Source organism: Rhodococcus sp. G-MC3, assembly GCF_030063335.1.
GTDB lineage: Bacteria > Actinomycetota > Actinomycetes > Mycobacteriales > Mycobacteriaceae > Rhodococcoides.
The window spans coordinates 43,896-59,467 of record NZ_JASISW010000016.1 but is presented as its reverse complement, the minus strand read 5'-3'; the positions used below and the strand labels follow the sequence as shown (position 1 = coordinate 59,467).

General features: G+C 62.5%; 11 protein-coding genes. All 11 read right to left on the bottom strand.

What is annotated here, in order from left to right; translation table 11 throughout:
• Positions 1 to 19: 19 nt before the first annotated feature.
• Entirely contained in the window at positions 20 to 2,917 is a 2,898-nt protein-coding gene (gene secA, locus QMK17_RS17790; RefSeq protein WP_442972790.1) for a preprotein translocase subunit SecA, read from the bottom strand.
• 271 nt (positions 2,918 to 3,188) lie between these two features.
• The gene (hpf, locus tag QMK17_RS17785; protein ID WP_283510616.1) at positions 3,189 to 3,857 is read right to left on the bottom strand and encodes a ribosome hibernation-promoting factor, HPF/YfiA family; all 669 of its coding nucleotides are present in this window, start codon (positions 3,855 to 3,857) and stop codon (positions 3,189 to 3,191) included.
• A gap of 216 nt (positions 3,858 to 4,073) precedes the next feature.
• Positions 4,074 to 4,793, bottom strand: coding sequence for a ComF family protein (locus tag QMK17_RS17780; protein ID WP_283510615.1), 720 nt, complete (start codon positions 4,791 to 4,793; stop codon positions 4,074 to 4,076).
• A 75-nt stretch (positions 4,794 to 4,868) separates the two neighbouring features.
• Positions 4,869 to 6,647 (bottom strand): MtrAB system accessory lipoprotein LpqB, encoded by a 1,779-nt coding sequence (gene lpqB, locus QMK17_RS17775; protein WP_283510614.1) that lies wholly within the window; start codon positions 6,645 to 6,647, stop codon positions 4,869 to 4,871.
• Positions 6,644 to 8,437 carry an MtrAB system histidine kinase MtrB gene (mtrB, locus tag QMK17_RS17770; RefSeq protein WP_283510613.1) on the bottom strand — a complete coding sequence of 598 codons (1,794 nt, stop codon included), beginning with the start codon at positions 8,435 to 8,437 and terminating at the stop codon, positions 6,644 to 6,646. The genes lpqB and mtrB overlap by 4 nt, the downstream gene beginning before the upstream one ends.
• Entirely contained in the window at positions 8,434 to 9,111 is a 678-nt protein-coding gene (mtrA, locus tag QMK17_RS17765; protein WP_283510612.1) for an MtrAB system response regulator MtrA, read from the bottom strand. The genes mtrB and mtrA overlap by 4 nt, the downstream gene beginning before the upstream one ends.
• A 4-nt stretch (positions 9,112 to 9,115) precedes the next feature.
• A complete protein-coding gene (locus QMK17_RS17760; RefSeq protein WP_283510611.1) occupies positions 9,116 to 9,781 on the bottom strand; it encodes a dTMP kinase in 666 nt (221 codons plus the stop codon).
• Between the two features lie 24 nt (positions 9,782 to 9,805).
• Positions 9,806 to 11,311: an adenosylhomocysteinase gene (gene ahcY / locus QMK17_RS17755; protein ID WP_283510610.1), complete on the bottom strand. Its 1,506-nt coding sequence runs from the start codon at positions 11,309 to 11,311 to the stop codon at positions 9,806 to 9,808.
• A 233-nt stretch (positions 11,312 to 11,544) separates the two neighbouring features.
• Positions 11,545 to 13,053: an amino acid permease gene (locus tag QMK17_RS17750; protein WP_283510609.1), complete on the bottom strand. Its 1,509-nt coding sequence runs from the start codon at positions 13,051 to 13,053 to the stop codon at positions 11,545 to 11,547.
• A 155-nt stretch (positions 13,054 to 13,208) separates the two neighbouring features.
• The gene (gene manA / locus QMK17_RS17745; protein ID WP_283510608.1) at positions 13,209 to 14,447 is read right to left on the bottom strand and encodes a mannose-6-phosphate isomerase, class I; all 1,239 of its coding nucleotides are present in this window, start codon (positions 14,445 to 14,447) and stop codon (positions 13,209 to 13,211) included.
• Positions 14,447 to 15,565 carry a tobH protein gene (locus QMK17_RS17740; protein WP_283510607.1) on the bottom strand — a complete coding sequence of 373 codons (1,119 nt, stop codon included), beginning with the start codon at positions 15,563 to 15,565 and terminating at the stop codon, positions 14,447 to 14,449. Before QMK17_RS17740 ends, manA begins: the two co-directional genes overlap by 1 nt.
• Between the last annotated feature and the right edge of the window lie 7 nt (positions 15,566 to 15,572).

Below are 15,572 nucleotides of genomic sequence, written 5' to 3'. Positions count from 1 at the left end.
CCCCACAGCAAGTGCTCTTCTAGCGCTTCTTCTTCGAGCGCGCACTCTTGGCCGGCTTGGACTGCGTGCGCGCAGCCTCTCGGCGCTCGCGTCGCGTCCCCTGCTCGCCACCATCGCTGCCGTTCGAATCGCTGCCCTTCGAATCGCTGCCGTTCGAATCGCTGCCGTTCGAGGCCCCACTGGAGCGGCGCACCGCGGTGCCTCCGTCTTCGTCGGGGCCGGAGAACGTCAGCCGTTCGCCCTGCTTCTCATCGAGGCCCTTGGCACGGAGCGCGCTCGGGACCGGCGCGGCGACGGGCGGCACTGGGGTCTCCTCCGCAGGACGCTGCTTCGGTGCCGAAGCCGTGGCCTTGGGAGCAGCGCCCTGAGAAACACCGGTACCCACCGGCGAGGCGAGTCCGGGTGCTACCGCGAGGCCGCCGGCGACGGCGGGCCCGGTAGGAGCGGGTGTCGCTTCGACCTGAAGATTGAACAGGAACCCGACGGACTCTTCCTTCAGACCCTCGAGCATGCCGCGGAACATGTCGTACCCCTCGCGCTGATATTCCACCAGGGGATCGCGCTGCGCCATTGCACGCAAACCGATTCCTTCCTTCAGGTAGTCCATCTCGTAAAGGTGCTCGCGCCATTTCCTGTCGAGTACCGAGAGCAGCACACGACGCTCGAGCTCGCGCATTCCGTTGTCGCCCGCGATTTCCTCGATGCTCTTCTCGCGCGCGTTGTATGCGGTGCGCGCGTCCGAGAGGAGGGCTTCGAGCAGTTCTTCGCGGCTGAGGTCGCTCTTCTCTCCCAATTCGTTCTCGTGGGAAAGCTCGTGATGATCGAGACCTACTGGGTAGAGCGTCTTCATGGCAGTCCACAACTGCTCGAGATCCCAGTCCTCGACGTAGCCTTCGGCAGTAGCACCGTTGACGTAGGCGGTGATCACATCGGTGATCATCCCCTCTACCTGACCCTCCATGTCCGCGCCTTCGAGGATCCGACGACGCTCTTCATAGATGACGGTGCGCTGCTGATTCATCACCTCGTCGTACTTGAGAACGTTCTTGCGAATCTCGAAGTTCTGCTGCTCGACCTGAGTCTGCGCACTCTTGATGGCCTTGGACACCATCTTGGCCTCGATGGGGACGTCGTCCGGCAGGTTCAGACGCGTCATGATCGATTCCAGCGCTCCGCCGTTGAACCGACGCATCAATTCGTCACCGAGCGAAAGATAGAAACGCGACTCGCCCGGGTCGCCCTGACGGCCGGAGCGTCCGCGAAGCTGGTTGTCGATGCGACGTGAATCGTGTCGCTCTGTACCCAGAACATAGAGGCCACCGGCCTCACGAACAATGTCGGCGTCTTCTTTGACCTGAGCCTTCACGGTCTCGAGGGCCGAATCCCATGCCGCCTGGTACTCGTCGGGGGTCTCGACCGGATCGAGGCCCTGCTTGCGCAGCTGCACGTCGGTGATGATGTCCGGGTTGCCACCGAGGACGACGTCGGTACCGCGACCCGCCATGTTCGTTGCAACGGTGACCGCGCCCTGACGGCCGGCCTCGGCGACGATGGTCGCCTCCTGCTCGTGGAACTTGGCGTTGAGAACGCTGTGGACCACCCCGCGCTTGGTGAACTGCTTCGACAAGTATTCCGACCGCTCGACACTGGTGGTGCCGATCAGAACCGGCTGGCCCTTTCCATGCCGCTCGACGACGTCGGCTACCACGGCATCGAACTTTGCTTCCTCGGTCTTGTAAATGAGGTCGCCGTTGTCGACACGAACCATGGGCCGGTTGGTCGGGATGGGGATTACACCCAGTCCGTAGATCTGGTGCAATTCCGCTGCCTCGGTCTGCGCGGTACCGGTCATGCCCGACAGCTTCTCGTAGAGGCGGAAGTAATTCTGCAGCGTAATGGTTGCCAGAGTTTGATTCTCGGCCTTGATCTCGACTTTTTCTTTGGCCTCGATGGCCTGGTGCATGCCTTCGTTGTAGCGGCGTCCCACCAGAATTCGGCCCGTGAACTCGTCGACGATGATGACTTCGCCGTCTCGGACGATGTAGTCCTTGTCCTTGGCATACAGCTCTTTCGCCTTGATGGCGTTGTTGAGGTAGTTGACCAACGGGGAGTTGGCAGCCTCGTAGAGATTGTCGATGCCGAGCTGGTCCTCGACCAATTCGACGCCGGCCTCGTGCACGCCGATGGTGCGCTTACGGATGTCCACCTCGTAGTGAGTTTCCGGCTTCATCATCGGAACGATGCGCGCGAACTCTCCGTACCACTTCGACGACGCGTCAGCGGGTCCGGAAATGATGAGCGGCGTGCGAGCCTCGTCGATGAGGATCGAGTCGACCTCGTCGACTACAGCAAAGTTGTGACCGCGCTGCACCAGATCATCGAGCGAGTGCGTCATGTTGTCGCGGAGGTAATCGAAACCGAACTCGTTGTTGGTTCCGTAGGTGATGTCCGCTGCATACGCGGCGCGACGTTCGGCCGGTGTCATACCGGACAGAATCACGTCCACGTCGAGTCCGAGGAATCTGTGAACGCGACCCATCCACTCCGAGTCACGCTTGGCCAAGTAGTCGTTGACGGTGACGACGTGCACGCCCTCGCCCGCCAGCGCGTTCAAATAGGCGGGGAGCACACAGGTGAGGGTCTTTCCTTCGCCGGTCTTCATCTCGGCGATGTTGCCGAAGTGCAGCGCGGCACCGCCCATGACCTGGACGTCGAAGTGGCGCTGTGACAGCACGCGCCACGAGGCCTCACGCGCTACCGCGAAGGCCTCCGGCAGCAGTTCGTCAAGCGATTCTCCTGCGACGTACCGTCCTTTGAACTCTGCGGTTTTGGCCCGCAATGCGTCGTCGGACAGGCCCTCGACGTCCGGGGAGAGAGTGGACACATGGTCAGCGATGTTCTTGAGTCGCTTGACCATGCGACCTTCACCAACACGGAGCAGCTTGGAAAACGACAGCGAAGGCACGGGCTTTCTCGTCCTCGATCCTCGGTTACGGAAATCGGTAATACACAGGGCATCGAACTCTCGGTGATCAGCTCTCCGGACGCCGTCTGCGGCGTCAGGAGTGAACCCGACGCGTCCATGGTAGGCGTTGCTGCGCAGTGCGCCGTAAACCCACCACACCGCAGCAGGCCCGACCTGGGGTTTTCATCCCGAGTCGGGCCTGCCTACGGTAGCGGAACTTTGGTCAGGTGAGCCTGATCAACCCGTAGTCGAATGCGTGTCTGCGATACACGACCGAGGGACGGTCGGTCGCGCTGTCGTGAAAGAGGAAGAAATCGTGACCGACGAGTTCCATCTCGTACAGCGCGTCGTCCACACTCATCGGCGCGGCCGAGTGAATCTTGGTGCGCACAATCTGACCGGGCCCCGTTGGTTCGTCCTCGAACGAGTCGAGTTTGACATCGGGGTCGAGCGCGAGGCTGTCGTCCTCCGCCAGTACCGCCGTGGCCTCGGCCACGGAGACGGGGGTCTTTTCGCCGTAGTGGACCTTGCGACGATCTTTGGTCCGGCGCAACCGGTTCTCCAACTTGGACGTCACCGATTCGAGAGCGGCATAAAAACTGTCGGCACAGGCCTCTGCACGAACCACCGGCCCTTTGCCCTTGGCTGTGATTTCCACGCGCTGGCACGCCTTGGCCTGTCTGCGATTGCGCTCGTGCTGCAGCTCGACGTCGAACAAGTGGATGGATGGATCGAAGCGTTCGAGCCTGGCGAGTTTCTCGGACACGTATATCCGGAAGTGGTCTGGGATCTCGACGTTGCGGCCTTTGACCACAACGTCGGCATGGGTCTTGGTGGACTCGTCAGAAGGCTTCTCGTCGAAGAAAACCGAAGCTTGTGAAGGGGTCGTCACGCGTACCTCCCGAAATCGGTCGCGCCGCCGGTGCGACGCGGCAAGTGCTCATGCCGAGTGGGGAACCATTCGGCATCACGTGCAGCCGCATCACCTCCGCAAAAGAAGTCGCCTCGCCCGTACGAAAGGCGTGTCCGCGACGTTAGTCGGTCATCTGCTCGTGTGCCACCGTTCATCGAAAATTGGCCACGCGGATATCGATCCGGCCAACAGGTTTCACACCGCGGCGATCACCAGAACGCCGTCGACGTCAATCCCCGAATCCTTTAGAACACAGACGGATTCGTGTGCTGTGGCGCCGGTGGTCAACACATCGTCGATGAGCAGGATAGACCGGTCGAGTGTCCCGAAGCGACGGCGAAGTTCGTTGTTGGAGCGAGCCCGTCCCGGTGCACCGATTGCGATTCGTCCCGCGACGTTCGCCGCCCGATCCGGTGCCGAAAGTCCCACCGAATCGCGTACACCTCGCCGCATCCGCAACACGCTGGAGACGGTGACGCGCTCGGGGTCCAGAGCCGCTGCTGCGGCGACCGCGAAACGTTCCACCGGGTCTCCTCCGCGCGCCCGCGCAGCACGCGCACGGGTGGGTGCAGGAATCATCATGAGCTCCCCCAACTCGGGAGGGTCGATGTGACCGAAGACCCGCAGATGATTCACTGCAGCGGCGACGGCACTCCCGAGTGGCCGAGCAAGGTCGCGCCGATTGCGCTCCTTCAAGGCGAGAACCGCCGAGCGCCGAGGACCCGAGTAAGGGCCGAGTGCCCAGCAGGGCACTCCCGGATCCACGCGGGGGCGCAAGGAAATCGGCGGAACTCTCAGCGCGGCGTCGCACTGGCCGCACCACAGACTTCCGGTCCGCTCGCACCCGCCGCACTCACGCGGTAGTACGAGGTCCACCAACGATGCCAACAAGCCGGCACTCGCATCAGAAGTCATCCGCGCAGTATCACCGAGGAGTCCGACACGAAAGGCCGCTAGCAACCGATATCGAAGGTCAGCGATCATCGAAGGTCAGCCGGGCAGGATCGGCGTTGCTTTCACTCCGGCGAGGCCTGCCACTTCACGCCAATACCGATCGCCTGCTGGATCACTGTTGTTGAGCTGGAAAACAGCTCGAGAGTCTGCGACATATTCGGTTGTCGGGGACGCATCGACCGACAGCACCGGGGCCGTCAGGTTTCGACTGGGCAAAGCGTCCAAACGGGAGCCGTCTGTCGTCACCTGAACCACTGGGACATCGGTTGCTATTCGTACGACTACGACTGTGTCGCCGGTACTCCAGTCGAGGGCGAGGGCATCGCTGCCGAGCCCGTTTGCCACAGCTTTCGGCGAGAGCAGCGAATACAGCCCGTTGGCCTGGCGCACCACGGTTGCCACGTAGACAAGGCCGTCGACGATCATCGCCGCTCGGACCCCGTCACGAGAAAGTCGGAGATCGGTAATTCGCGCGCCGAGCGCGGTGATGGCTCCAGCATCCACCGGAAGAACAGACACCTGACCGTTCGCTGGATCACGAGCAGCCCGAATCACATTCGTCCCGTCGATGACCGCCCAGGCGGCGTTGTTGTCCACGCCCCACGTAGGTCTGGTGATCGATTGACCTTCCGCGACAGGGAACGCACCGCTGTCCGAGCCACCGATCATGAGGGTCGACGACGGTTCGGGCGCGGGCCTGCCGGTATCGGCCACACCTGCGACGAGCGTGCCGTCGGTGGACAACGCAACAGACCGGAGGTTCTGGACGCTACCGAAGTAGCCGGGCACCGGCGTCGTGCCGACGTCGTCGACCGACACCAACTGGCCCGAGACCAAAGCATGCAATCCGACATCGGAGTCGGAGGACGCTTCAGGATCGAGAGATTCCACATCAGCCGTCGTCCAGCCGTCGGGTTTACTGTTGTCCAGTGGTTGTCCGTCGGCGAGTAGAACGTAGGGTCCGGCGACGTCAGCAGAGGCAAGCGTCCACACCACCTGCGCGGCGAGGAGCACGCGGCTCATCGAGTCGACCGATTGCAGACCACCGAAATCGATTCTGACGCCGCCCGCGCGACTTCCGCCCTGGCTTGTCGAGCCGTCGGCCCTGGTGATGGGACCGCGGATTCCGATGTCGGTTCCCAGTTCGTTGGACACTGCAGGCGCAAGCGTTGATTTCGGGCCGTCGATCAGCAACTGCACGAGCTGATTGGCCAGCTGGTCTGTAGATCCACTGACCCACCGCACATCTGGTACCAGCGCCGCGCCCAATGGATCGACGAAGAACAGCGATTGGCGTTGGTAGGCGGCGAAGAATTGAGATCGGTCGAGGATGACGCCCGGCGGAAGTTCGTCGATTCTCCACTCCCCGTCGACCTTCGTCATCTTGATCGTCGAGTCGACGGTGCCTGCGCCCGCCTGGTAATCGCCTCCGGGTGCGAGCAGGCCGACGGTATTGGATCGCAATGTGAACTCGGCTTCGTCGTCTGTCCGAGGACCGGACAGCAGATCGATCTTGTCCGCGATCACAGTTTTCGCGCTGTCGTCCCAGTTGCTCGACGCAGAGCTCGTGAGGAATTGTCTTGCTGCTTGATGCCGGTTCGCGGAACTCGAGCTTGCGGTCACGAAGTCGCGAACCAGCCGGTCCGGCTCGCGGCCTGGGGAAGGCTGCGGAGGGGTGGTGGACGCAGCGCCCGCTGTGAGCGATCCGATTGCCTGGGGACTCGATGATTCAGGAAGGCTCGCACACCCGGCCACGAGCGTCACGACAGCGATGACAGCGAGCGCGACCGTCCACTTCACGTCCCGGCCGGTCACTGGTTCTCCGCCGTGTCGTCGTGTTCCGGCTCGACTGCAATGGACGACGATGCGCCTGCCGAGACGGACTGCTGACCGTCCGACTTCTCAGTATCGAGCTCGCGTGCCGGACCTGCAGTGGGCAGAACCTGCCCCGACTGCGCGGATGGCAACGGTTGCCCCTGGGTGTAACGCCTCGTGCTCGGCTTGAGCGGAAGTGGGCTCCCGATAACCTTGTGCCCGCGAATCAACGGAAGCGTCAGGCGGAAGCAGGCACCTTCGCCCACTGCTCCCCACGCCTCGAGCTTGCCCTCGTGCAGACGTGCGTCCTCCACACTGATTGCCAATCCGAGTCCGGTGCCACCGGATCTGCGCACCCGTGACGGATCCGAGCGCCAGAAGCGATTGAACACAAGTTTCTCCTCACCCGGCCGCAGTCCAATCCCCTGATCGCGGACCACGAACGCGGCTGCATCGGCATTGGCTCGCAGCCGAAGAAGTACCGGACGGCCTTCGCCGTGGTCGAGCGCGTTCGCAAGAAGATTCCGCAGGATACGTTCGACCCGGCGCGGATCGACCTCCGCGATAACTGCGTGCTCTGGCATGTCGACCACGACCTCGGTTCCCGAGTCGCGTGCAAGGTGGCGCACGGTGGACACCGCGGCGCGAGCACACATCCGCAGATCGAGCTGTTCGGCCGCGAGCTCGGCGACACCGGCGTCGTGCCGGCTGATCTCCAACAGGTCGCCGAGGAGCGTCTCGAATCTGTCGAGTTCGTTCACCAACAACTCCGAGGACCGCTTCAACGCGGGATCGAGGTTGGCGCTGCCGTCGTGAATCAGGTCTGCGGCCATACGGACGGTGGTGAGAGGCGTTCGAAGTTCGTGGCTGACGTCGGAGGTGAATCGCCGCTGGAGGCTGCCGAACTCCTCGAGTTGGGTGATCTGTTTGGACAGGCTCTCGGCCATCTCGTTGAACGACATCGCCAGACGGGCCATGTCGTCCTCCCCGCGCACCGGCATCCGCTCCTTCAATCGGCCGTCGGCGAATCGCACCGCGATGCGGGAGGCAGACCGGATCGGAAGCACCACCTGTCGAGCCACCAGCATGGAGATCGCCGCCAGCAGCACGAGCAGGACAACCGCGCCAATAAGCAGTGTTCCTCGAACCAACGAGAGGGTGCGCTCTTCGCTTCCGAGTGGGAACACCAGGTACAGCTCGAGGTCAGCGATGTCCGACGCCGTCGGTGTGCCGAAGATGATCGCGGGGCCCGAATAGCCGCCTTGCTCTTTGTCATTCACCGTCGCGTACTGCCAGCTGATGAGACCCTTCTGCACAAAGTTGCGCAGGCTCTGCGGGATCTGTTCTGCCGGGCCGAGCGACGCGTCCTCTCGAACGCCGTCACCCCTGACGATCAACACCGGATCGAACGTACCGGCCGAGCCCGACGTCTGGCCCGAATCGACATCGCGATTCGTCAGCTGAGCACGCGCTCGTTCCAACCTCGCGCTCACACCCGTCGAGTCCTCGGCACCGGCAAGCGCGCCTTCGACGGTGGTGCGCGAGCGTTCGAGTTCCTCGGTTGCCGCGGTGATTTTCGCTTCCAGTAACCGATCGGTGATCTGGCCGGTGAGAACGGCCCCGAGGATCGTGATGACCACCAACGACAAAGTCAGAGTCGACACGACGACTCTGAGTTGCAACGACCGACGCCAGGCATGGCCGATCGATGTACCGAGCGTTCTGAACCAGCGCAGGAGCGGCGAGAACGTTCCGTTGATTCTGCGCCGTGACGGAGTACCCCAGATCACGGTGGTCCGGCCTTGTAGCCGACCCCTCTCACGGTCAACACGACCTCGGGATTCTCCGGATCCTTCTCGACCTTCGCGCGCAGTCGCTGTACGTGCACGTTGACCAGGCGCGTGTCGGCGGCATGGCGGTAACCCCACACCTGCTCGAGCAGCACCTCACGCGTGAATACCTGTCGAGGCTTGCGAGCAAGTGCCACCAGTAGATCGAACTCCAGCGGGGTGAGCGATACGAGCTCGTCTCCGCGGCTCACCTTGTGCGCGGGTACGTCGATGACGATGTCCGCGATCGACAGCAATTCAGCCGGCTCGTCCTCGGTGCGGCGCAGCCGTGCGCGAACACGGGCAACAAGTTCCTTGGGCTTGAACGGCTTCATGATGTAGTCGTCGGCACCCGATTCGAGGCCGAGCACTACGTCGACGGTGTCCGTCTTCGCGGTCAGCATCACGATCGGAACGCCGGAATCGGCGCGCAGCACACGGCACACATCGATGCCGTTCATGCCGGGAAGCATCAGATCGAGCAGGACCAGATCGGGCCGGTTCTCGCGAACCGCAGCCAACGCCAGCGTGCCGTCTCCGACCACGAACGGTTCGAAACCCTCGCCGCGAAGGACGATGGTGAGCATTTCGGCCAAGGCCGAATCGTCGTCGACTACAAGAATCCGAGGCTTCATGGTCCTATGTTGTCACTTTCATGCCGCCACATGGCTGATTGAACACGTCGGCGGCGAGTCGATCGGGATCGACGTCGGCACCGACGACTCGCCACGGCGATGCCCAGTCCAACGCGGCCAGTTCCCCGTATACCGCCGAGGTACGAGATTGTAGTGACCCGTCTCGCTCGTACACATCCCGCACGCGCGATGCGTCCTCGCTTTCTCGGGATGCAGCGCGCTGAGCCGCGAGCTCGACGGACACATCGAGCAGAATTTGTACATCGGGTACGGGAACCCCGAAACGGTCGAACTCCAGCGATCGAATCCATTCGACCGCCTCGCCGTCCGCCGACTGTTCCAGCCTCGCCGCGGTATACGCGGCGTTCGATGCAACATATCGATCGAGAAGAACGATGTGGTTGCGGGACAACAGCTCTCGAAGCTCGACTGCCGCGTCCCTGCGATCCAACGCAAACAGCAAAGCCATCGCATGGACGCTCGATGCCGTATCTCCGTGGTCGCCGCGCAGTGCCTCGGCCGCAAGGTCCGCGTGCACCGAAACCTCATAGCGCGGAAATCCGATACGAACGACGTCCAGATCATCGCGTTCCCATGACGAAACGAGCCGACGGGCGAGCGTGTTCTTGCCCGCGCCGTCGACTCCCTCGATCACAACCAGTGTGCCCATGGAACTAAGTGCGTTTCGGCTCGATCAGTACCGGTAGTGCTCTGGCTTGTACGGTCCGTCGACGTCGACGCCGATGTACTCGGCCTGTTCCTTGGTGAGCTTGGTGATGGTGCCACCGAGTGCCTCGACGTGAATCTTCGCGACCTTCTCGTCCAGGTGCTTCGGGAGGCGGTACACCTCGTTGTCGTACTCGTCGGGCTTGGTCCACAGCTCGATCTGCGCGATGACCTGGTTGGAGAAGCTGTTGCTCATCACGAACGAAGGGTGACCGGTCGCGTTACCGAGGTTCAGCAACCGCCCTTCGGACAGGACGATGATCGAGTGACCATCGGGGAACTGGAACTCGTCGACCTGTGGCTTGATATTGATCCGCGTGACGCCCTTGGCCTTCTCGAGACCTGCCATGTCGATCTCGTTGTCGAAGTGGCCGATGTTGCCGAGGATTGCCTGGTGCTTCATCCGCTTCATGTGGTCGAAGGTGATGATGCCGAGGTTGCCCGTCGAGGTGATGACGATGTCGGCCTTCTCGATGTACTCCTCGACAGTGCGGACATCGAAGCCGTCCATCAGTGCCTGGAGGGCGTTGATCGGGTCCGCCTCGGTGACGGTGACGCGTGCACCCTGCCCCTTGAGTGCCTCGGCGCAGCCCTTACCGACGTCGCCGTATCCACAGACGAGAACGGCCTTGCCGCCGATGAGAACGTCGGTGCCGCGGTTGATCCCGTCGATCAGCGAGTGACGGGTGCCGTACTTGTTGTCGAACTTGCTTTTGGTGACCGAATCATTCACGTTGATCGCCGGGAACACGAGTTCACCGGCGGCAGCGAACTGGTACAGCCGCAGGACACCGGTGGTGGTCTCCTCGGTGACACCCTTCACCGACCCTGCAACCTCGGTCCATTTCGTCTTCGATGCTTCGAGCGAACGACGCAGCAGTCCGAGGAACACCTTGTACTCGTCGGAGTCGTGATCGTCGTCGGTCGGCGGCACGACGCCTGCCTTCTCGAACTGCGCACCGCGCAGAACGAGCATCGTGGCGTCGCCACCGTCGTCGAGAATCATGTTCGCGGGAGCGCCGGGCCACGTGAGCATCTGCTCGGCGGCCCACCAGTATTCTTCGAGGCTTTCGCCCTTCCAGGCGAATACCGGCACGCCCTTGGGCTCTTCTTCGGTGCCGTGCGGACCAACGACTACCGCTGCGGCTGCGTGGTCCTGGGTGGAGAAGATGTTGCACGATGCCCATCGCACCTCGGCGCCGAGCGCGACGAGCGTTTCGATGAGAACCGCAGTCTGAATGGTCATGTGCAGCGACCCGGACACGCGGGCGCCCTTAAGGGGTAGAACCTCCGCGTATTCGCGACGAAGAGCGATCAGGCCGGGCATCTCGTGCTCGGCGAGGCGAATCTCTTTGCGGCCGAACTCTGCGAGCGACAGGTCTGCGACCTTGAAGTCGATTCCACCCCGGCTGTCGGCGACAAGCGCCGAAGAACTGTCCTTTGATGCCGAGTCCGGCGATACTGAGGTCGTCATCTTCCCTCTCCTCTTGCGTTGAATTCCTGCTCCAGGCTATCGGGTCGACGCTGGTTCTGTTCGCGCTACCTTCCGCGCCGCGCTCCCCGGCCGGCTCGGGCCACCATCGGTGTCCGGTTCGTCGCATTGAGGTCGAGGCATCCAGTCGGCATCGGGGAGTCGGCCCGAATACTTAGCGGACAACAGTCACTGCAGTGGTAACAGTTGATACGACCAGTCCTCCTGGACGGATCCTATTGATCAGCGGAACGCGCTCGCTCACGTTCAAGCATCGTCTTGTCGGCATTTCGTCTGCTGTAGGCGAAATACACGACAACTCCGAGCGCCATCCAGACCAGGAACCTGAGCCAGGTCTCCACCGATAGATTGACCATCAGCCACAAGCAGGCAATGACGGCGAGGATCGGAATCCACGGCATCAACGGAACCTTGAACCCACGCTCGAGGTCGGGACGAGTTCGGCGCAAAACGACCACGCCGATCGAGACGAGGACGAACGCGAACAGCGTCCCGATGTTGACCATTTCTTCGAGTGTTCCGATCGGGAAGAACGCCGCGAGAATCGCAACGACGAACCCGACGATCAGAGTAATTCGGACTGGGGTTCCGCGCTTGCCCGTATGAGCGAGACCACGCGGCATGAGCCCGTCACGCGACATCGCGAACAGTACGCGCGTCTGACCGAGCATCAAGACCATGACTACCGTCGTGAGACCGGCAAGGGCGCCGAACGAGATGATGTTCTTGGCCCACGTCAGGCCGTTCAGTTCGAATGCGGTGGCCAATGTCGAACTGTCGCCTGCAAGCTCGGTGTACTTCACCATTCCTGTCAATACCAAGGTGACCGCTACGTAAAGAATGGTCACGATCACCAAAGAACCGAGAATGCCTCGCGGCAACGCTTTCTGCGGTTCCTTGGCTTCCTCGGCCGTGGTAGCGACGACGTCGAAGCCGATGAACGCGAAGAACACCAAGCTCGCAGCAGCCAGCAGGCCGTACCACCCGAAGGTGCTTCCGCCTGCACCCGTCACGAACGCAAACAGCGATTGGTGAATTCCGTCGGCCGTCTCACCTTGGGCGGAGGGCGGGATGTACGGCGAGTAGTTCTCGGCCTTGATGTAGAACGCACCGACAATGACGACAAGAAGAACCACGGCCACTTTGATCGCGGTGATGATCAACGACACCCGGGACGACAATTTCGTCCCCGATGCCAAGAGTGCCGTGATGATCAGAACAATGACAAGCGCACCCCAGTCCAAATCCAGTGGACCGATCGACACCGTAGGCGACACCGATCCGAGAACCTCTCCTAGATACAAAGACCAGCCCTTTGCGACCACGGAAGACGCCAAAGCAAATTCCAGAATGAGGTCCCAGCCGATGATCCAGGCAATGAACTCACCGAACGTCGCGTAAGAGAACGTGTAGGCGCTGCCTGCCACCGGAACTGTCGATGCGAACTCGGCGTAGCAGAGAGCAGCCAAGCCGCAGGACACTGCCGCCAGGACGAAAGCCAGCGATACCGAGGGACCCGCAACGTTGCCCGCGGTGCGCGCGGTCAACGTGAAGATTCCTGCTCCGATAACCACTGCCACACCGAACACCGTCAAGTCCCACGATGTGAGTTCCTTGCGCAGTTTGGTATCCGGCTCATCCGTGTCACGCATCGATTGTTCGACCGATTTTGTTCTGAAGATCCCCGTCTTACGAGGGGTCTTCGGCGCGCGCTCTTGTTCCATCTTTTCACCCTGTCGACATAGTTTGTCCGAGCAACTTCGCCGTAGGCGGATCGCGCCTGCGAAGTCACTCGGACCCCTTTGGTAACACCCTAAGTGCGATACGCGTCACTCATGGTCGGTTCGCCGAACGCTGTGCCGTTCGACGCAACACACAACTATCGGAACTCGGTCCGACCTACTGTCGCCCGGAACACTTCGGCGTCGCCCCAGTCCGCGGTCACGGTCACTGCAGCGTCGGACGCCGAGACCCACGCTGCAGCACCCTGTTCGAGGACGAGCGTGCTCTCCTTGTCGTCGAGTGCAACACGACCGCTGGTGCACAGCAGAATCTGTGGTCCCTCGCCGTCCAACTCGACCGAAGTGCCGCTCGGCAACAGCGACCGCGTCAACGCGAATTCGGGCGCGGGGGTGTCGTAGCGGACCGGCATCGCCGGCGAGACCGGCTGCGGGTCGAGGATGCGAACCTCGGCTGGTTCGAAATCGAGCACTCGCAGCAGTTCTGGGACGTCGACGTGCTTCGGCGTGAGCCCACCACGCAACACGTTGTCGGAGTTGGCCATAATTTCGACACCCATGCCCGACAGGTACGCGTGCAGGTTGCCCGCATCGAGATAAAGACCCTGACCTGGAGCCAGCGTCACACGATTGAGCAGCAGTGCCGCGAGAACGCCGGCATCTCCCGGGTAGGACTCCCCCAACTCGAGCAGCGTTCGGGCCTCGGCCACGAACTCTCCGCCGTCGGAGTGAGCCAATGTCGAGAGGTATCGAACGCAGCCGTCGGCCACGATCGGCAGCAGAGCATCCATTGCCGGGCCTGGCAACGTGATCCACGACGTGAAGACCGTTCTCAGCCCTGCTTCGTCGGGCTGATCGGCCAGTAGCGATCGGTAGCCGGACAACGCGTCCACACCCAACGCGTCGATGAACTCGACTGTCTTCCTGGGACACCGGAATCCCGCGAGCGCATGGAACTCGGTGAGCGCCACTATCAGCTCTGGCTTGTGCGAGGCGTCCTTGTAATTGCGAACGGACGAGTCGATCGGCACACGCGCTGCATCTTCCTTGGCGAAACCCTCTGCAGCTTGCACCGAGCTTGGGTGAGCCTGCAGCGACAAGGGCTCGTCGGCAGCAAGTAGTTTCAGCAGAAATGGAAGGCGCTCACCGAAGTCTTCGGCGGTCCGCGACCCGAGTTGCCCGCTGGGGTCGGCGTCGATCGCCGCGAGCAGAGAACGCCCGCTCGATTCCGAACCGAGCTTCGCTGGATCACCCGGATGGGCGCCGAGCCAGATTTCGGCCTCGGGATGCTCCGAGGGCACCGACCGGCCCTGCAGCCGAGCAAGTGCGGTCCGAGACCCCCACGCGTACGACCTGACTGCACCGTGCAGTGGTTGCACTATTTACCGCCCATCAGATGTAGATACGCGGCGGCCATCTCCAACCGCGTCGCCAGCAATGTCATCGATTCGAGGTCGCCTGCGGCGCTCGACTGCGGTATCTCGGGCACACCCTGCGGTGTTACGAGCAGATCGTCCGCCCTCACCGTGAGCACGACTGCGTCGTCGAGTGCAGCAGTGCGGCGCTCGGCATCGGCGGCACGCATCGGTGTCGCTGCGACAAGCACGCGGATGCCTGCCTCCGGCCGGGGCCCGTCGACCTGCTCATCGTGGAAAAAAGGGTCATAGTCGACGTGCGTCGACGCGGTGGCTCGGCCCGCGTGAACGACAGCCGCTATGACGTCGGCGAGTTCTCCCGAAGCCGCGACGATACCCGCCGCGCGCAGCAATATCTCGCTTCCGTGTCGAGCGATCTCGACGGACACAGGTTCGGTGCCCGTCAACACGATTCGGCTGCCCGCAATGCGCGATGCGAGCGTTTTGGCCGGATTGTGGAAGACCTCGTTCGCGGGATGATTTCGCGCGGATTCGTGGTCGAGACGGTCGGCGAGACCCTCCAGGTTCGGTAGCAACGACCGGTAGTTGTCCAGCGCCACCGCGTCCAGCACACAAATGCCCGCCGTGAGATAGCGCATCAACGAATTGTGTTCTCTTACGGCAATCCGGGGAGGCAGGAACACAGCTCGACCCGACGCAGCGGAGCGCAAAGGCCCTTCGTCAGGAGTGACGAGGACCGTTTCCGAGCCACGTCGCACCGCGGCGGCGACGGATTCGGCGAGTCTCGGATCTCCCGCGTCGTCGCCGGAGACAACGACGACATCGAGTGGGCCCACCCACGGCGGCGTCCTCGGAGTATGAACGAGCGGAACACCGATCTGCGACCCGATCGCGGCGATCACCAACGACGCCGCACGCCCAGCGCGGCCCTCACCGGCGACGAACACCACGCTTCGCGGCCGCATGTCACGCAACCTGTCTCCGACGCCGTCATCGAACGCCGTCGCAGTCGCACGCATCTGTGCGCCCGCGAGTGCTGCGCTACGCAGCGCCCCTTCCGAATCAGCCGCGATGAGAGCATCTGTGTCATCGAGATCGAGAAGAGCCGACAATGCAGCCATGCGCCGA